We start from the raw sequence: 19210 nt of genomic DNA, 5'->3' as shown, positions 1-19210 counted from the left end.
GGCCGTTGCACTGCACGGCTGCTCGGAATGTGGCTGCGGACGATCATGGTGCAGCCGGGATCGCTTTGTCAAACCACAGCGCGAATCACGCATGCCTGGGCATACGTTAAACAATTGTCTATGCCCCAGTGTGGCGCACAGCCATCGAAAAGTGGTTTGCCGCGTACCCATACCATGGGTGATACTTGCAGCCTGGGAACATATTGTCCCGGTTTGCCTTACGGGGCCTGCGTTTGCGGGTGGCAATCCGGATAAAGAGCAAATGTTCCGTGGTGGCGCACGTATTGGCGCCTCTATCTCAGTGCCGGCGCAGATCGGCCCAATGTGGACACGCAATTGGGTGCACACAGTTGCATAGGAGTGGTAGGTCATGTGGATTCTCAGCCGTGTACAACGGCGCACCGGGGGAAAGCGGGGGAATACGGCAGGGACGGTCGGACGGGTTGTGGCCAGGTTTGCAGCGTGGGTTGCGGCCGCACTTGTGTCGATGCCTTGTGTGACGCTTGCTCAACAAGCGCCTGCCACCACCGGGTCCGGTGTGTCAGGAGTTACACCTTCGCTCTCGGCCAATGCGCCGAACATCGCGTGGTACTACGGCGACAAGCCGCCCGTGGCGCAGTTGCGCGCCTTCGACGCAGTCGTTGTCGAGCCGGACCACGGCTTTGATCCATCGCAGTTCAAGACCCCCAAGACACAGTGGTATGCCTACGTGAGCGTGGGTGAGGTCACAACCGAACGCAGCTGGTACAAGGATCTGCCCAAGGCTTGGCTGTCTGGCCGCAACGCGGCATGGGCGTCGCGCGTGGTGGATCAGGCTCAGCCCGAATGGCCGGCCTTCTATGTCGATCACGTCATCAAGCCGCTGTGGGACAAAGGCTACCGTGGCTTCTTTCTCGATACGCTCGACTCGTACCAGCTCGTTGCCAAGGACGATGCTGCGCGTGCAGCGCAAGAGGCAGGCATGGTGCGCACGATCCAGGCGATCAAGGCGCGCTATCCGGATGCCAAGCTGATCTTCAACCGTGGCTTTGAGATCCTGCCGCAGGTGCATGACCTGGCGTATGCGGTGGCGTTTGAATCGCTGTATCGCGGTTGGGATCAGGGCAGCAAGCAGTACAAGGAAGTCAGCGATGCCGACCGCGAATGGCTGATGGGCCAGGCGCGCAAGATTCGCGACGAGTACCACTTGCCAGTGATCGCCATCGACTATTGCCCGCCGGCTGACCGCGCCTGCGCGCGCGAGACGGCCAAGCGTATCAAGGCGCAGGGGCTGGTACCGTACGTGACGGATCCGGATCTGTCGACCATCGGCGTGGGGCGCATCGAGGTGCTGCCGCGCAAGGTGCTGATTCTGCAGGACCGCGACCCGCGCGCCACCATCGACACCAGCGAGGGCGTGCGCTTTGTTGCCACGCCGCTCAACTTTCTTGGCTACGACGTTGAGTACGCCGACATCAACAAGCCGCTGCCCGCATCCGTGCCGCCCGACCGCTACGCCGGTGTCGTGGTGTGGGTGAACACCAGCCCGATCAAGCAGGTGGCAGCGCTGTCGTCGTGGGTGCGGCAACGCATTCATGACGGTGTGCATATCGCCTTCATGAATCAGTTCGGCTTGCCGGTGGACGGCAGCATGGCCGACATGTTCAAGCTGCAACTCGTGCGTGGGCGCGCTACCGGGCCGCTGTCGGTGGTGTCGCAAGACAAGATCATGGGTTTCGAAATGGCACCGCAGCCGGAGCGCCGCGAGGCCCAGCCGATTCAAGTGGGTGCACATGGGCAGTCCCTGCTGCGTCTGAAATCGGGCAATTTCGAGTTTGATGCCGCCGCCATCACCGATTGGGGCGGTTACGTGCTGAATCCGTACGCGGTGTTCTCGATGGACACCGTTGAGCAGGCGCGTTGGGTTGTGCAGCCGATTGAGTTTCTGCGTCGCGCGCTGGCGCTGCCTGACATGCCGATTCCTGACGTGACGTCGGAGAACGGCCGCCGCTTGATGCTCGTGCATGTGGACGGCGACGGCTTTGCCTCGCGCGCCGAGTTTCCTGGCCCGGAATACTCCGGCGAGGTGCTGCTGCAGGACGTGTGGGAGAAATACCGCATTCCGACCACGCTGTCGGTGATTGAAGGGGAGGTGGGCGCAAGCGGCCTGTACCCCAAGCTGACGCCGCGCCTGGAGGCGATTGCCCGCAAAATGTTTGCGTTGCCCTATGTTGAACTGGGCACGCATACCTATTCGCACCCGTTTGACTGGAGTCGCACGGTGCCGAGCGGCATCACCGGCGATCACGCCAAGGAGGGCCCGGGTGCGGACAAGGGCGGCGGCGATACCGCTTTTGCGCTGTCCATTCCCGGCTACAAGTTCAGCCTGGACCGCGAGATTTCAGGGTCCATCAACTACATCAACGAGCGCCTGGCGCCGCCGGGCAAGCGCGTGAAGATCTTGCAGTGGTCGGGCGACTGCCAGCCGCCTGAAATTGCCGTGCGCATGACCTGGGACGCGGGCGTGCTCAACATGAACGGCGGCGATACCACCATCACGCGCGGCTCGCCGTCATGGACGGAAATTGCTCCGCTCGGTATCGACAAGGGCCCGGGGGCCTACCAGGTGTTTGCGCCCAACCAGAACGAAAACGTCTATACCAATGACTGGACCGGGCCCTTCTACGGTTTCGATCGCCTGATTGAAACGCTGCAGATGACCGACACGCCCTATCGCTTCAAGCCCATCAACATCTACTACCACATGTACTCAGGCACCAAGCTTGCGTCGCTCAAGGCCTTGAAGAAGGTCTATGACTACGCGTTGTCGCAGCCGGTGTTCCCGATCTATTCCACCGAGTACGTGGTCAAGGTGCTGGATTTCCGCAACATGGCCGTTGCCCGAGATGTAGAAGACGGCAACACCTGGGTGGTACGCGGCGATGGCGATTTGCGCGAACTGCGCTGGATGGCGCCCGGTACGCCGCGGTTGGCCGATGCGCAGGGCGTGGTTGGCTATGACAAGGCGGCCGGCGGCATCTATATCCACCTGGATGACGGTGCGGCGCGCTTTACTGTCGCGCCTGAGGCAGAACCCGCAAAGCCAGCGTACATTGCGGAAGCTGCCGCCTTCGTACGCAGTTTCGCGCGAAACGGTAATGAGTTGAGTTTCGAGGCAGGTGGCTACTACAAGCCGTTTGTTCGTCTGGCCAACGCCGGCGCCTGCCGTGTGAAGGTCAACGGCAATCCCGTCCGCACCGCCCGCGCACAGGACAACACCGTGCGCGTTGATCTGACCGGAGCTGCTGCGCAAACCGTGACCTACCAACGTGTCGATGTGGTCTGCTGACCTGACCCCGCGTGAACGGCTGCTGCCGGCCTGGCTGATCGGTACGCTTGGCGCGCTGATCGGGCTGGCGCTCGCCTTGATGTTCCCGCGCGAGCGCCTGGAGGCCCGTCTGCTCGAAGGCGGCAAGGTCGATGCGCTGTCGGTGGCCTATCTGGAAGCCTGGCTGCGCGTGCGCCCGAACGATGGGGAATTCCTCAGCGTGCTGGCCGCCCAGTACGTGCGCACCGGCCGGCTGGAAGAGGCCGAAGCCATGGTCGCCCGCATGCGTGCGCTGCATGACAAGTCGCTCGACCGTGAAGCGTTGCTGCTCGATATCGCCATCCGCGAGCAACGCGCCTATGCATTGCAACCGAATGATCCGCAGCGTGCGGCCATGCTGGTCGACCTGCGTGGTCTGCTCAAGCAAGCCCTGGACTACCGGTGGACGGCGCCTGAGCTGGAGATTCTTGCGGCCAAATCTCGCGGGCTGGATCAGGGTGCGATTGCCATGCAGTTCTACCAGCGCCTGGCCAAGCAGGACGTGGCTCGCGCCGCGCAGTGGCAGGCGCGTACTGCCGAGATCGCGTTGGGCACGGGTGAATACCGCGCCGCCGCCGCCGCCAACTTTGCCGCCCAGGACACCGCCAAGTCGCTCGATGAGCAGCGCCGCTACTTCATCGCTGGCCTGAAGGCATTGCAGGGCGGCAATCTGCTCGACGATGCCATGACCGAGGCGCAGCGCCGCGTCGGCCCGTTGATCGACGACACCGAAACGCTGCGCTTCCTCACGCGTCTGGCCATGGCGTGCAACCGGCCGGATCTGGCAGATCAATATGCACGGCGTTTGCTGCGTCTGTCGTGGCGTCAGACCGGAGAGGGCATTGCGCTGGCGTCAGGCGTTGCGCACCACGACTGGGCATTCGCTGGCCGGCCCGAACCGCTGCCGAGCCCGACGGATGTGGTGTTCATGGATGGCCCGGAGGGTCTGGCCCGTCGCCAGCGCCACGTCGCCCGCATCCGCCACGTAGCGGACAAGGCCGATGATGCCAATGCACCGACCGGCGCCCAGGCCATCGCGCGCGGTATCGCGCCGTTTAACGCCGACGACTATGACCTCGCCTTCCAGGTCTTCATGGGCAGCGGCAACCTGAACGACGCCATGCGCGTGGCCGAGGCCGCCGTGCGCCAGCGTCCCGACCTGAAGATCTGGACCGAGCGCGCTGCCCAGGTGGCTGAGTGGAACCGTCAGCCGATGGTTGCATTGAACTACTGGCTGTCGTACGCCCAATCCACCGGCGACGATGCGGCCTGGCAGCATGTGCTGCGTCTGGCCCCCGCACTCAACGAAGATCACGCCTATCTGGCTGGCCTGCGCTACCAGGCCAGCCGCCAGCCCGGCGACATGAAGCTGCTCGACCAGATCATTGCAGCGTATGAGCGGTTGGGCGAGCCCGTGGAAGGGCTGGCGTACCTGAACAGCATTGCGCGCGGTGCGCACCGGCAGGCGGTACTGGAGCGCTATGCCAACCTGGCCGAGCGGGCCGGCAAGGACGATCAGGCCTACGACACGTACGTGCGCCTGCAGAAGGAATTCGGCCCCAATGCGCAATACGCGCTCAAGCTGGCGAACATCCTGTATGTGCGCGGGCAGTTCGAGCAGGCGCTCACTGCCATGCAGGCCGCAGAGAAGGCCGCTTCGCCCACGGACGATCTTTACTGGCGCACCTTCGCCCAGCTTGCCCGGCTGAACCAGCGCGATGATCTGTCACGCGAGGCGTATCGCCAACTGCTGATTGGAGGCAAAGCAGAGCCGGACGATCTCACCACGATGATCGACTTCTACGACGCCAGTCCCATCGACGCCGGCCGCTTGTCTGAACTCGCCTTCCGCAAGGACGGCACGATGGTCCACCTGCAGCAGGCCATCTACTACTACACGCGGGCGCGCGCCTTCCGCCGCATCGAAGGGCTGCTCGCCTCGCTCGCGCCGGAGCAGCGCAAGGCCGCCGAGCAATCCGCCGGTGTGCTGGGCGCGCGTGCCGAGTACTTCCGCCAGAGCGGCCAATGGGATGCGGCCATGCGTGATTTGCGCCGCGCCGTCTCGTTGCCCGATGCCGGCAGCGATGTGAAGGCCGCCTTCCTGTGGGGTCTGCTCGACTCCGGCCAGAATGCCGAACTCAAACGCGCCCTGGCCCTGTGGCGCGGCGAGGCCGAGAACGATTCCGCCTATTGGGGCGCGTACGCAGCGGCCGGCCTGCAATTGTTTGACGCCAACCTCGCGCTGCGCTTCCTGGGCCGCCAGGGCAAGTCGATGCAGACCGATCCGCTTTGGCTGCTGGCGTATGCCGATGCGCGCGAGATGGCCGGTCAGGCCGATGCCGCCTGGGCCCTGCGCCGCGAGGCGTGGTGGCTGCTATGGCGTGCAGAAGACACGGCCGGTGGCGACAAGAACAAGGCGCCCGCAGGCCGGCGTGTCGGTACGCGCGTGACAGTGGGCAACAGTGGGGATAGCGATGCCGTGCCGCTTGAAGAGGATGCCCGCACTGAACTGCGTGCCCGGCGCGTCTCGCTGGCCCAAACGTTCGGGTCCGGCGATTTATCGCAGCGTTTGCTGATCGAGTTGCTGCGTGATGATCGCCGTGCCACGAAGCAGGCACGCGAGGGCGGTCGGTCGGCCATGGACAAGTCCGAGTTGGGCGATATCGACATGCTACCGCCCGAGCCGCCGGAACCTCCGGCTGACAAGCGCAAGCAGGCCCGCGTGAGCGATCAACTCGTTTCCGCGGTGGCCAAGGAGGCCGCGCTGGGTTGGGCGTTGTCGCAGGAAGCAAACGACCTGGCGCGCGCGTGGCTGCTGCAGCAATACACCCGCCGCATGACGCGTCCGGCCTATGCCGAGATCTCCATCGCCCTGGCCGAGCGCGACCTGCAGACGCTCAACCGTCTGCTGGACGACACGCCCGACCGCATCCCGCTCTACAACCGCATCGACGCCAACGTGATGACGGATCGCCTGGGTGAAGCGCAGCGGCTGTCGTTCGAAGGCCTGACCACCGCACCCGATGACGAGCAGCTTCACGAGCGCGTGCAGGAAACGCTGCTGACCAACGCCCAGGCATTGGAGCCGCGCGAGACCTGGTTCAAACAGGCGCCGCTCACGTATTTCGAGACCAGCGCTGCAGCCGGCATGCGCCTGACCGACCACACCAGCATGTTGCTGCGCGCCACCCAGCGGAACCAGCGCTCGACCGACGACACCCAGCTCACCGGCGTGCCCGCGCAGGACCGCAGCGTCGACTGGATCTCGCAGTACCAGACGCAGAACACGCAGTGGAAGGGCACGGTGGGCTGGCGCCAGGGGCTGGCATCGTTCTACGCATTCCGGCTGGATGGCCTGCTAGGGCAGGTCGGGCCGTTGGGTACCGAGTTGTCGATCGGTCGCAACCAGCCCGCCAACGAAACGCCGCAACTGCGTGTGGGCGGTGTGAAGGATCTGTTCTCCATCGGCAACAACTGGCGCCTGACGCAGAACGAATACGTGCGCGCTCGCGTGGAAGGCGACCGCTTCTATGGGCAGGATCGCTCCTTCCTGGGCAGCGGCATGGTGTTTGACGGCGAGATCGGCCACCGCTTCCGAGTGGAATATCCTGACTACACCATCCGCGTGGTGGGTACGGTGGCGCGCTACAACGCATCGGGCACGGTCAGCCCTCTGATGGCACGCCTGCTGCCGGGCGACGCTACGCCGGACGTCAACCAGATCATGCCGCGCTCGTTTGCACAGTTCGGCATGCTGTTTGGCTTCGGCACGGACTATCTGGACCGCTACACCCGCGCCTGGCGGCCGTTCATGGATGTCGGCATGCTGCACGACAACCGCGAAGGGTGGGGCGTGCAGGCCCAGCTTGGGGTGGCGGGCAGTGTGTTCGGCAACGACCATCTTGCGCTGTACATCGAACACCAATCGATCACGCGGTCGGGCACATCACCGCTGACGGAAATCGGCTTGCGCTACCGCTGGCTTTACTGACACGCAAGCAACGAATACGACGAACAAGTAGAAACGGGGAAACACCAGCATGAAGAACAACGGAAGCATCCAGGAGAAAGCGATGACACCCTTGCTCGACAAGATGAAAGCCGGCCGCCGCCGCTGGCTGGCCACCGCCGCGGGCGTCGGCATGGCGCTTGCGCTGTCCGCGTGTGCCGTGGTCGACAGCGGCCGTGCACCGGCCACCAGCGCGTCTGACGCATGGGTCGTGCTGCCCATCGTCAACTACACCGAAACCCCGCAGGCCGGGCTGCGTGCCGAGGCCATCGCCACCAGCATCCTGAAGGCGCGCGGTTTTACCAATCTCAAGCAGTATCCGGCCAACCTGAACAGCGAATCGCTGTTCGAACCGGCCGAGCGCGAGGCCGTGGCCCGCGCGCTGGATTGGGCGCGCGGCGAAAAGGCGCGCTATGCCTTGACCGGCGCCGTGGATGAGTGGCGCTACAAGGTGGGCGTGGATGGCGAACCCGCCGTCGGCATCACGCTGCAAGTGATCGACGTGCAGAGCGGCAACGTGATCTGGAGCGCCGCCGGCAGCCGCACCGGCTGGAGCCGCGACGCCGTCTCGGCGGTGGCGCAGAAGCTGCTGCGCGAGTTGCTCTCGCCGCTGGGCCGAGGCTGATGAAAACCGAAGCGGCACAGCGCACGCAGCAGGGCGCGCAGACCGCCGCCGCGGAGGCGCGTGGGCGTGATCGCCGGCGCAATGCGCAGGGCATCGGCGCATCGTCGTGGTACGGGCGCCTGATCGCGCCGGCCGTGTCGAGCCCCAGTGCGGTGCTGGAAACGCTGGGCGCCACGGTTGTCGCTATCGGCATCGTCTGGCTGTTTGTGCCAGACAATCCGCTGCTGCTCGGCTACGGCTTTCCGTGGATCTGGCTGGTGCCGCTCATCCTGGCGCTGCGCTACGGTACGCTGCTGGGCGCGGCTGCCGCACTGGTGGTGCTGGGTGCATGGTGGCTGTTCTACGGGCAGGCCGCTGCGGCCGGCGCCTTCCCCCGCATGTACTTTCTGGGCGGGCTGATGCTGGTGCTGGTCGGCGGGCAGTTTGGCGACATCTGGGGCGCGCGTCTGTCGCGGGCGCGCACCGTCAACGGTTACCTGAACGACCGCCTGGCGGCGCTGACCAAGAACCACTTCCTGCTGCGGCTTTCACACGAGCGGCTGGAAAATGATCTGCTGGCCAAGCCGACCACGCTGCGCGACACCCTCACACAACTGCGCAACCTGGCACTGGCTGCGCGCGAGCACAGCGACGGTACCAACCAGCCCGACGTGGCACAACTGCCGGGTGCCGTGCAGTTCCTGCAGTGGACGGCGCAGGCTTGCCAACTGGAAGTGGCCGCCATGGTGCGTGTGACGGGCAACCAGGTCGACACCGAACCAGTGGCCCGTGTAGGCACACCGTTCGACATCGTTGCCGACGACCCGCTGATCCGCCATTGCATCGACACCCATACACTCGGTCACCCGCAGGCGCCCGAGTTGCGCCATGAAGATAGCTCGCGCTATGTCGCCTGTGCGCCGGTGTTGTCGGGTGCCGACGAGTTGATCGGCATCGTGGTCGTGCAGCAGATGCCGTTCCTGTCGCTGTCGTACGAGAACCTGCAGTTCCTGCTGGTGCTGCTCGGTTATTACGCCGATGGCGTACGGCACCTCACCGTCAGCTCCGAGATTCTCGACCTCGTACCCGATGCGCCGTACGACTTTGCGCTTGACCTCGGCCGCCTGGCGCGCCTGCATCGCGATACCGGCATCGACTCGTCGGTGGTGGCGCTCATCTTTGACCAGGACGAGGCCAGCGACGCGCTGTTCGAACAGGTGGCGCGCAGCCGCCGTGCGCTGGACGTGGTCTGGCAGGCACGCGGCAAGGCACGTCGTGCCATCGTCACGCTGATGCCGCTGTCGGGCGCGGGTGCCGTGTCGGCCTACCTTGTGCGGATTGAAGACAGCCTGCGCGCGCAGTTCGGTGTCGATTTCGAGCAGTCGCACATTGGCGTCCAGACGCTGCACGTGACGGGTGAGCACCCTGGTGAGGCGCTGGTGCGTTTCATCGCACGCTGCCACCTCGACGGCTGAAGCGAGGGCACGCGACCATGTTCAAGCTCACGCTCGGCGGTATCTCGGCTCAGATTGCAGCGGTGGTGATGGTGCTGCACGCCGGCAACAGCCTGGCGCTGCTGCTGTCGTGCCTGCTGCTGCAAGGGACCGCCGCCGCGCTGATCGGGCTGGCTGCCTGGCGCCTGCTGCCGCGCCGCTATCGCGTGCCGTTCGTCTGGACGTATGGCTACCTCGTCGCCCTGTGCTTCTTCGTGCCGGTGGCGGGGTGTCTGCTGGTGCTGGGCAGTCTGCTGCTCGGCAAGTTGTTCCCCAAGCCGGAGGGCGACAAGGACATCGCCGACGTGGGCTTGCCGGTGTTTGTGGCGCATTTGATTTCGCGTGTGACGCACGGCGGCGGGGCGCGGCTGCGCGCCCAGCTCAGCAACGAGCGCGCGCCGGTGCAAAGCCGCATGACCGCGCTGGTGGCCATGCAGTCGATGCCGACCCGCACAGCCAGCCCCGTGCTGCGCGACCTGTTGGCCGATCCGGTGGATGACATCCGCCTGCTGGCTTACGGCATGCTCGACAACGCCGAGAAGGTGTTGATGCAGAAGATCCTGGCCGAGTTGCCACGCCTGGAAGAGGCCACCACGCCCGAAGCACGCTACGACATCAACAAGCGCCTGGCCGACCTGTACTGGGAGCTGATCTACCAGAACCTCGTGCAAGGCGATGTGTACCGCTACACCGCTGAACAGGTGGAGCGCTACGCCAGCGCCGCGCTGGACATCCAGCCTGACAACGCGGCGCTGTGGTACATGCGCGGCCGGCTGGCCCTGTCGCGCCGCGAGCCCGATGTCGCCGAATCGCACTTGCGCGAAGCCGAGCGGTTCGGCTTTCCGCGTGACCGCCTGCTGCCGCCGCTGGCCGAAGCCTGCTACCTGCGCCGCGACTACGCCGGCGCGCGCACCGCGCTGGCGCAATTCTCCAACCGCTCGCCGCTGCCATTGCTGCGTCCGCTGCTGCGCTACTGGACATCATGAGCGATCGAGATTCCTTTCCACGCGCCCAGTCCGCTGACGTCGCGCTGCTGCTCGAAGGGACGTTTCCCTACGTGAGCGGCGGGGTGTCGAGCTGGGTCAACCAGATGATCCGGGCGTTTCCGGACATCCGCTTTGCCGTCGTCTTCATCGGCAGCCGCCGCGAGGACTACGGCAAGCCCGTCTACGCCATTCCCGACAACGTGGTGCACCTGGAATGCCACTACCTGTACGACTTTCCCGCGCCGCCCCTGGTACAGGCCAGCGGCGGTGATCCAGCCGCTTTCGAGCGCTCGCGCAAGTTGCACGAAGCACTGCGCAACCCCGCGCACAAGGAAGAAACGGCCGACCTGATTCGCGCGTCCATTGCCGACCTGCGTGACGACGGCCCCCTGGCCGAGGAGCAGTTCCTCTACAGCCACCGCGCCTGGGACATGATGACGGACTACTACCGGCGCTACTGCACCGACCCGTCGTTCACGGACTACTTCTGGACCGTGCGCATCATGCACAAGCCGCTGTGGCAACTGGTGCGCATTGCCGAAAACCTGATCCCGGTGAACGTGTTCCACACCATCTCGACCGGCTATGCGGGCTTTCTGGGCGCGCTGCTGCGCTACAAGCGCGGGCGCCCGCTGCTCGTGTCAGAGCACGGTATCTACACCAAGGAACGCAAGATCGACCTGTTCCAAAGCCAGTGGATTCGCGACAACCGCAGCATTTTCGAGAAGGACATCGCACAGATCAGCTACTTCCGCGACCTGTGGGTGCGCTTTTTCGAAACCATGGGCCGTGTCTGCTATGACGCCGCCGAAGAGATCACCGCGCTGTACGAGGGCAACCGGCTGCGGCAGGTGATCGACGGTGCGCCGGCAGAGAAGACGCGCAGCATCCCCAACGGCATCAACCTGCCGCGCCTGGCCGCACTGCGCGACAAGCGCCCGGACAGGGTGCCGCGCGTGATGTGCCTGATCGGCCGGGTGGTGCCGATCAAGGACGTGAAGACCTTCATCCGCGCCATGCTGACCATCACGCGCGAGATGCCCGACGCCGAAGGCTGGATTGCCGGTCCGGAAGATGAAGACCCGGAATACGCGCACGAATGCCACAGCCTGGCCGAGAGCCTGGGCCTGGGGGACCGCATCAAGTTTCTTGGCTTCCAGAAGATCGACGACATCCTGCCTAAGGTGGGCGTGCTGGTGCTGAGTTCCATCAGTGAGGCGCTGCCGTTGGTGGTGCTGGAGGGGTTTGCCGCGGGTGTGCCGTCGGTCACCACCGATGTGGGTTCGTGCCGCCAGTTGCTGTTCGGCCTGGAAGGCGAAGATGCCGCGCTGGGTGCCGCCGGCGCCGTGGTGCGCATTGCCGACCCGGCCGCGCTGGCTACCGAAGTGTTGACGCTGCTACGCGATGAATCGCGCTGGCATGAAGCGCAGGCCGCCGGCATCGCCCGCGTGGAGCGCTACTACACGCAGGAGATGATGGTCGGTGCCTACCGTGAGCTGTACGATCGCCTGCGCGCGCTGCCCGACCTGACCACAGAGGCAGGGGCCAGGACCGCAGCCGCGGCCTGTCCGCATCATGCTCACCCGAATCCCAAGCAGGGAGCACGCTGATGGCCGGCATCGGGTTCGAGCTACGCAAGATGCTCAAGCGCGACAGCCTGCTCGGGCTGCTGCGCGCCTACACCTATGCCGGCATCATCAGCTCCGGGCCGTGGATTCTCTCCATCGTCGGGATTCTGCTGATCGGTATCCTGAGCTTGCCGTTTGTGATTCCCGGCTCGCTCATCACGCAGTTCCAGGTGTCGGTCACCTACCTGATTGCGGTGAGCCTGATCTTGACCGGGCCGCTGCAGCTCGCCTTTACGCGCTTCACGTCAGACCGCCTGTTCGAGAAGCGCGACGACCTTGTTCTGCCCAACTACCACGCCGTGTCGCTGGTGATGACGCTGGTGGCGGGCGGCTTGGGGCTCATCGTCGTGCTATTCGCGTTTCCGCAGCAGTCGGCCATTTATCGGGTGCTGATGCTGGCGGGCTTTGTGGTCATGGCCAACATCTGGATCGCGGTGATCTTCCTGTCGGGCATGAAGCAGTACAAAGCGATCGTGTGGATCTTCCTGATCGGCTACACGCTCACGGTGCTGCTGGCGCTGCTGTTCAACCGCGTTGGGCTGGAGGGGTTGCTGCTGGGCTTCGTGCTGGGGCAGTTGTGCCTGCTGATCGGCATGGCGGGGCTGATCTACCGTAACTTCAGCGGACGCCGCTTCCTGTCGTTCGAGGTGTTCGACAAGCGGTTTGCATATCCGTCGTTGATGCTGATCGGGCTGCTGTACAACCTCGGCATCTGGCTCGACAAGTTCATGTTCTGGTATGCACCGGGCACCGGGCAGCAGGTGATCGGGCCGTTGCATGCGTCGGTCATCTACGACATTCCGGTGTTCCTGGCGTACCTGGGGATCATCCCCGGCATGGCTGTGTTCCTGGTGCGGATCGAGACGGACTTTGTCGAGTATTACGACGCGTTCTACGACGCCGTGCGGGGCGGGGCGTCACTGGAGCACATCGAAGACATGCGCAACACGATGGTGCAGACCATTCGCGCGGGTCTGTACGAGATCGTGAAGATTCAGGCGATGGCGGCGCTGGTGCTGTTTGCCGTGGGGGCTTCCGTGCTGCGGGTGCTGCAGATTTCCGAGTTGTATCTGCCGCTGCTGTATGTCGACACCATTGCTGCGAGCCTGCAGGTGGTATTTCTGGGTGTGTTGAATATTTTCTTCTACCTGGACCGGCGGCGTGTGGTGCTGGGGCTGACGGCTGCGTTTGTTGTGCTCAATGGTGTGCTGACGTGGATCACGTTACAACTGGGGCCGGCCTGGTACGGGTATGGGTTTGCGGTGTCGCTACTGCTGGTGGTGATGGCGAGTCTGGTGATTCTGGATCGGAAACTGGATCGGTTGGAGTACGAGACGTTTATGTTGCAGTAGGGTTTGCTGCTGGGTGGCTGGATCACCAAGGCCCACGCAAGCCAGCGATCTGAACCCATAGCCCCACAACATCCCCCCCAACAACTCCGCATTTGCGCAACGGCACCCCGCCTCCTTAAGCTGCTGACAACATTTCTCCAAGTCGCAGCTTCTTCATGCAAATCGCAGTAGTCGGCGCCGGCATTATCGGCATCAGCACGGCAGTCGCGCTGGCCCAGGAAGGTCATCAGGTCACGTTGATCGAGCGCCACCCGGGCCCGGGCGAGGGCACCAGCTACGCCAACGGCGGCCAGCTTAGCTACAGCTATGTGGCGCCGCTGGCCGGCCCCGGCGTGCTTTCTCACGTACCGGGCTGGCTGCTGCGCAGCGATTCGCCGCTGCGCTTGAAGCCCACGCTGGACCCAGCACTGCTGCGCTGGGGGCTGCGTTTCATCGCGGCCTGCAACCGCGAGCGCGCTGACCGCACTACGCGCGAACTGCTTGCGCTGTCGTTCTACAGTCGCGCCTGCATGGAAACCTTGCGCGAAGCATCGCCCGAGCTGGCTTTCAGCTTTGCCCGACGCGGCAAGCTGGTGGTGCACCGTGATGCCGCAGCATTCGAGTCCGCGCGCGCCCAGGTCGGCTACCAGGCCACGCTGGGCTGCGAGCAGCACGCGCTGTCCGCCGCCGAGACCATTGCCCACGAACCCGCACTCGACGGGGTGCGCGACCAGATCGTCGGTGCGATCTATACGCCAGATGAAGACGTGGCCGACTGCCATCAACTCTGCGTCGGCTTGTTCAACCGGCTGCGCGAGATGCCCAACGTGACGCTGCGCTTCAATACCGGCGTCAGCGCGTTGTGGACGGAGGGCCGTCGCGTGCGCGGCTTGAAGCTGGCCAATGGCGAGCAGTTCGCTGCGGATGCGGTGGTGATGGCGGCAGGCGTGACCAGCGCCAAGCTGCTCGGCCCGCTGGGCATCGACCCCGGGCTGTATCCTCTCAAGGGCTACAGCATCAGCCTACCGCTGGGCGAAGGCGATGTTGCGCCGCGCATCAGCGTGACGGACGCGGCGCGCAAGATCGTCTATGCCCGCATCGGGCAAACGCTGCGCGTGGCCGGCATGGCCGATCTGGTCGGTTGGTCGACCACGCTCGATACCCGCCGCGTGCAGACCTTGTACGACGAAACCCGCGCGCTGTTTCCCGGCGCCATGCGTGCCAATGACGCGGGTGCCGATGCCGCGCCGTGGGCGGGCATGCGCCCGGCAACGCCGACCGGTGTGCCGGTGGTCGGTACTTCGCCGGTGGAGGGTCTGTGGCTGAATGTTGGCCACGGGGCGCTGGGCTTTACGCTGGCGCTTGGCAGCGCCTGCCTGCTGACTGACATGATTGCGGGGCGCAAGCCAGCAATTTCTCCAGTACCGTATGCGCTGGCTGCTTGATCCAAGGACAAGAGATTCAAAAGACCGAACGTGCAAGCTGATGGCTTGCGCCAATTGGTAACCAAAGAAGTCTGGAGCGAACACACCCAAAGGAGGGGAAGCATGAAAACGCTGCATCCGATCAATTCGACCAAACGCATCCTGTGCGGACTGACGCTGGCTGCGGCCGGTGCCCTGGCTGTGCTGTCCACTGGTGCGCAGGCGCAGTCGAACGACACGCTGGCGAAGATCAAGCAATCGGGCGTGATTTCCGTCGGCTATCGTGAGTCGTCGATTCCGTTCTCGTACCAGGCCGATGCCAACACCATCACCGGTTACTCGCAGGAGATTTCCAACCTGATCGTTGCCGGTGTGGAGAAGAAGTTGGGCGTATCCAAGCTGCAGGTCAAGCTCACGCCGATCACCTCGCAAAACCGCATCTCGCTGCTGCAGAACGGCACGATCGACTTCGAGTGCGGCTCGACCACCAACAACCTTGATCGCCAGAAGCAGGTCGCGTTCTCTAACAACATCTTCATCTACGGCATGCTGATGCTGGTGAAGAAGGATTCGGGCATCAAGGACTTCCCCGACCTGAAGGGCAAGACCGTGGTGACCACCGCGGGCACGACGGAAGACCGCATCCTGCAGAAGATGAACGGTGAAGCGAAGGATGCCGACAAGATGAACCTGATCCTCGCCAAGGATCACGGCCAGGCATTCCTGACGCTGGAGTCGGGCCGAGCCGTCGCCTTCGTGATGGATGAGCCGCTGTTGTATGGCGAACGCACCAAGGCCAAGAACCAGAACGACTGGGTGGTGGTCGGCACGCCGCTGCAGACCGAGACCTACGCGTGCATGATGCGCAAGGACGATCCGGCGTTCAAGAAGGTGGCCGATGACGTGATTGCCGACCTGATGAAATCGGGCAAGGCCAATGACCTGTACAAGAAGTGGTTCCTGTCGCCGATTCCGCCGAAGGGCCTGAACCTGAACTACCCGATGACGGCTGGGATGAAGGATCTGTACGCGCACCCGAACGACAAGGCGATTCAATAAATTCGCTGGCTGTACAAACGGAAACGGGGGACATCGTCCCCCGTTTTTTATTGCGCAATGCCTGGGCTCACGCGGGTTGGGCCCACGGCGAGCGGATGTCCGCAAGGAAGCGCTGCGCACGTGGATGCTGTGGGCGTAAGAAGAAGTCTTCCGGCTTGGCGCGCTCCAGCACCTGGCCCTGGTCCATGAAGATCACGCGGTCGGCCACTTCGCGTGCAAAGCCCATTTCATGTGTCACGCAGACCATGGTCATGCCGTCGCGGGCGAGGTCCTTCATCACCAGCAGCACTTCGTTCACCATCTCCGGGTCCAGCGCCGAGGTGGGCTCGTCGAACAGCATCACCGGCGGCTTCATCGCCAGTGCACGGGCAATTGCCACGCGTTGTTGCTGGCCGCCCGAGAGCTCGCCAGGGTAGGCGTTGGCCTTGTGCGGCAGGCCCACGCGTTCGAGCAGGCGCATCGCAAAGTCGCGCGCTTCCTGCGGCGGCATGCGCTTGAGCTGCACCGGTGCCAGCGTGCAGTTCTGCATGACCGTCAGGTGCGGAAACAGGTTGAATTGCTGGAACACGAAGCCGATGCCACTGCGCAGGACATTCACGTTGACGCCGTGTGCATGCACGTCCTGCCCGTTGACGATGATGCGGCCTTTCTGGATGGCTTCCAGCCGGTTCAGCGTGCGGATCAGTGTTGACTTGCCCGAGCCCGACGGCCCGCACACCACCACGACCTCGCCCTGGGCGACGGTTTCATTGATGTCGACGAGGGCGTGATACTCGCCGTACCACTTGTCGACGTGTTCGATCGTAATCATGTTCATGGTTTGGAAGGGGCTTGCGCTGCAAGGCGCCGCTCCAGGAAGAACGCCACGCGGGTCAGGCTGAAGCACATCACAAAATAGCTGATCGCCAGCAGGCCGTAGACCTCGGCAGACTTGACCATGACGGCCGTGCTGATCTGGCCCGCCACGAACGACACCTCGGGCAGGCTGATGATGTAGCCGAGCGAGGTCTCCTTGATGGTGGAGACGAGTTGGTTGACGAGCGACGGCAGCATGTTGCGCAGCGCCTGGGGCAGGATCACGCGGCGCATCGCCTGCATATACGACAGGCCCAGCGAGCGGGCAGATTCCATCTGCCCGCGCGGCAGGGCCTGGATCCCCGCGCGTACGATCTCCGCCAGATAGGCGCCGTCAAAGATAACCAGCGCGGTCAGCATGGTGCTGAACTGATCGGTGCGCTGGCCAGTGATGGTGGGCAGCAGGAAGTACGCCCAGAAGATCACCATCAGCAGCGGTGTGCCGCGCACCACGTAGACAAGCGCAGTGGCCGGCCAGCGCAGCACGGCAAACGGGCTCACGCGGCATAGGCCCAGCACGATACCCACCGGCAGCGCCAGGACCAGCCCGGCCGATGCCAACAGGAACGTCAGCGCCAGACCGCCCAGCGGGCCGTTCGGATACTGGCCGATCAGGTAGTAAACGCCGTAGGTTTGAATGAGTTCGAGCATGGCTACGACGTCCTAAAGTGTACGAACGGGGTAGCGATGCTGATACCAGGCCGAGAACACCGTGATCGCAATCGAAATGGTCAGATAGGCCGCCGTGGCAAACGCAAACGCCTCAAAGCCGCGGAAGGTGGCGGACTCCACCTGCTGTGCCTGGTACATCAGCTCAGCCACGCCGATCACCATGGCGATGCTGGAGTTCTTCCACAGGCTCAACGTTTGGCTGACCAGCGGTGGTACGGTCACGCGCAGCGATTGCGGCAGCACCACGAGCCGCATCGCCTGAAGGAACGAGAGGCCGAGCGCGCGGCTGGCTTCCAGCTGCTCCTTCGGGATCGAGCGGATCCCGCTGCGGATGTCCTCCGCCATATAGGCGGCCGTGTAGAGCACGAGCGCAATGACGGCGCTCGCGGCCTCGTAGTTCAGGCTGTAGAGCCAGTCCTTGATGAACTGCGGCAGGATCTGCGGCGCGCCGAAATACCAGAACAGCATGTGCGCAAGCAGTGGCACATTGCGGATGGCTTCAACGTAGGTCTGGCCGATGGCGCGCAACGGTGCAGCCGGCGCCAGGCGGAGCAGCGCCACCACGATCGCAAGCGGCAACGCCAGCACGAAGGCCAGCAGCGACAGCTTGATCGACAGGAAGAACCCGCTGACAAGCCACTGGTGATACTGCCCCGAGAGCAGCATCGACAAATCAAATTGGGGCATGGAGTTTCATGCCGCCCGGAGCGGTGTCCGGGCGGCCCGACGTGTCATTAATCGATCTTGTCGGTGGAAATCTTGAAGGTGCGCTGCGGGAAGGCCATCTTCGTGGTTGGGCCGAACCACTTGTCGAACAGCTTCTGCGCGTCGCCGCTTTTTTCCATGCCGAGCAGCACGTCGTCAACCTGCTTCTTGAAGGCCGGCTCGCCCTTGCGGATACCCAGGGCGATGTGCTCGGTCGACAGGTTCTGCGGGAGGATCGCGTAGTCCTTGGCCACCGGGCCCATCTTGGCCATGTTGCCGATCAGCGTGGTCTCGTCGTTGATGTAGGCAGCGCCCTTGCCTTGCTGCAGGGCCAGCAGCGCCTGCGGGCTGTTGTCGAACGAAACCACATCGGCGTTCTTGATGGCCTTGGCGATGTTGGCTTCCATGGTGGAGCCCTTGACCGTCAGGAGCTTTTTGCCGTCCAGTTGGACAAGCGACGTGATGCCGCTGTCTTTCTTGACCATGGCCTTCTGGCCAGTGATGAAGGTCGACACCGAGAAGTCGATCTGCGCCTCGCGCTCCTTGTTGTGCGTGAGCGAGGCGGCCAGCAGATCCACGCGGCCTTGCTGCAGTTCGGGCAGGCGCGCGGCCACGGCCAATTGCTTGAGCACGGGCTTCACGCCGATGCTCTTGGCCACGGCGTTGCACATGTCGACGTCGTAGCCGACGATCTCGCGGCTCATCGGGTCTTTCAGGTAGCTGAACGGCTCGTCGGTACCAAGCACACCGCAAACGAGTTCGCCTTTCTTCTTGATGTCGGCGAGTTGGTCGGCATGGACGGTCGTGGCGACCAGGGTGGCAGCGGCCAGGATGGCCGCACCGGTAACTTGTGTCAGACGCCGGCTTGTTTTCATCGGATTTCCTCCTTGACGACTTGGGTGGGTGGCAGTGCGTGAATCAAGATCGACCGCGAGCATACAGGCGTGCGATGGGCTTGGCTGCTCGCTATCCGGCTAACCATATGACGGCAGTGCAAGCCGCCCAACTATAGACCATGACGACTGGCGCAATCGTAGGCTGGCAAACGGATTGCGGCGGGTTTCCGGGTGGTCTGGAGCGCTGGCTGCGGTGGCTCAA

Annotated in this window: 13 protein-coding genes; 9 read left to right on the top strand and 4 right to left on the bottom strand. The window is 64.0% G+C overall.

Annotation, left to right across the window (positions count from 1 at the left end; all coding sequences use genetic code 11):
• Window positions 1-487 precede the first annotated feature (487 nt).
• From R2N11_RS01455 to R2N11_RS01415, 9 genes are all read left to right on the top strand, one after another.
• Window positions 488-3328 (top strand): bifunctional glycoside hydrolase/polysaccharide deacetylase family protein, encoded by a 2841-nt coding sequence (locus R2N11_RS01455; protein WP_233177037.1) that lies wholly within the window; start codon window positions 488-490, stop codon window positions 3326-3328.
• A complete protein-coding gene (locus tag R2N11_RS01450) occupies window positions 3315-7337 on the top strand; it encodes a tetratricopeptide repeat protein (protein ID WP_316679865.1) in 4023 nt (1340 codons plus the stop codon). The genes R2N11_RS01455 and R2N11_RS01450 overlap by 14 nt, the downstream gene beginning before the upstream one ends.
• A gap of 82 nt (window positions 7338-7419) precedes the next feature.
• Window positions 7420-7980, top strand: coding sequence for a penicillin-binding protein activator LpoB (locus R2N11_RS01445; protein ID WP_199030206.1), 561 nt, complete (start codon window positions 7420-7422; stop codon window positions 7978-7980).
• Entirely contained in the window at window positions 7980-9434 is a 1455-nt protein-coding gene (locus tag R2N11_RS01440) for a PelD GGDEF domain-containing protein (protein ID WP_199030171.1), read from the top strand. Before R2N11_RS01445 ends, R2N11_RS01440 begins: the two co-directional genes overlap by 1 nt.
• Window positions 9435-9451: 17 nt before the next feature.
• Complete coding sequence (locus R2N11_RS01435) at window positions 9452-10438, top strand: tetratricopeptide repeat protein (protein WP_316679864.1); 987 nt, start codon at window positions 9452-9454, stop codon at window positions 10436-10438.
• Complete coding sequence (pelF, locus tag R2N11_RS01430; protein WP_316679863.1) at window positions 10435-12048, top strand: GT4 family glycosyltransferase PelF; 1614 nt, start codon at window positions 10435-10437, stop codon at window positions 12046-12048. The genes R2N11_RS01435 and pelF overlap by 4 nt, the downstream gene beginning before the upstream one ends.
• Window positions 12048-13418, top strand: coding sequence for an exopolysaccharide Pel transporter PelG (gene pelG, locus R2N11_RS01425; RefSeq protein ID WP_199030174.1), 1371 nt, complete (start codon window positions 12048-12050; stop codon window positions 13416-13418). Before pelF ends, pelG begins: the two co-directional genes overlap by 1 nt.
• A gap of 155 nt (window positions 13419-13573) precedes the next feature.
• Window positions 13574-14842 carry a D-amino acid dehydrogenase gene (locus tag R2N11_RS01420; RefSeq protein ID WP_199030175.1) on the top strand — a complete coding sequence of 423 codons (1269 nt, stop codon included), beginning with the start codon at window positions 13574-13576 and terminating at the stop codon, window positions 14840-14842.
• A gap of 102 nt (window positions 14843-14944) precedes the next feature.
• Window positions 14945-15880: a glutamate/aspartate ABC transporter substrate-binding protein gene (locus R2N11_RS01415; protein WP_199030176.1), complete on the top strand. Its 936-nt coding sequence runs from the start codon at window positions 14945-14947 to the stop codon at window positions 15878-15880.
• A 67-nt stretch (window positions 15881-15947) separates the two neighbouring features.
• On the opposite strand, the gene R2N11_RS01410 is transcribed toward R2N11_RS01415, so the two are convergent.
• Genes R2N11_RS01410 through R2N11_RS01395 form a run of 4 tightly spaced genes read right to left on the bottom strand, consistent with a single transcriptional unit; the run spans window position 15948 to window position 18987 of the window.
• Window positions 15948-16697: an amino acid ABC transporter ATP-binding protein gene (locus R2N11_RS01410; RefSeq protein WP_316679862.1), complete on the bottom strand. Its 750-nt coding sequence runs from the start codon at window positions 16695-16697 to the stop codon at window positions 15948-15950.
• The gene (locus tag R2N11_RS01405; protein ID WP_199030178.1) at window positions 16694-17386 is read right to left on the bottom strand and encodes an amino acid ABC transporter permease; all 693 of its coding nucleotides are present in this window, start codon (window positions 17384-17386) and stop codon (window positions 16694-16696) included. Before R2N11_RS01405 ends, R2N11_RS01410 begins: the two co-directional genes overlap by 4 nt.
• Before the next feature lie 12 nt (window positions 17387-17398).
• Window positions 17399-18094: an amino acid ABC transporter permease gene (locus R2N11_RS01400; RefSeq protein WP_021195164.1), complete on the bottom strand. Its 696-nt coding sequence runs from the start codon at window positions 18092-18094 to the stop codon at window positions 17399-17401.
• A gap of 47 nt (window positions 18095-18141) precedes the next feature.
• The gene (locus tag R2N11_RS01395) at window positions 18142-18987 is read right to left on the bottom strand and encodes an ABC transporter substrate-binding protein (protein ID WP_316679861.1); all 846 of its coding nucleotides are present in this window, start codon (window positions 18985-18987) and stop codon (window positions 18142-18144) included.
• Window positions 18988-19210 lie beyond the last annotated feature (223 nt).

This window comes from Ralstonia flaminis (genome assembly GCF_958415495.1).
In the GTDB taxonomy this organism is placed as follows: Bacteria; Pseudomonadota; Gammaproteobacteria; order Burkholderiales; family Burkholderiaceae; genus Ralstonia; species Ralstonia flaminis.
This window is presented reverse-complemented; position numbering and strand designations above follow the sequence as displayed.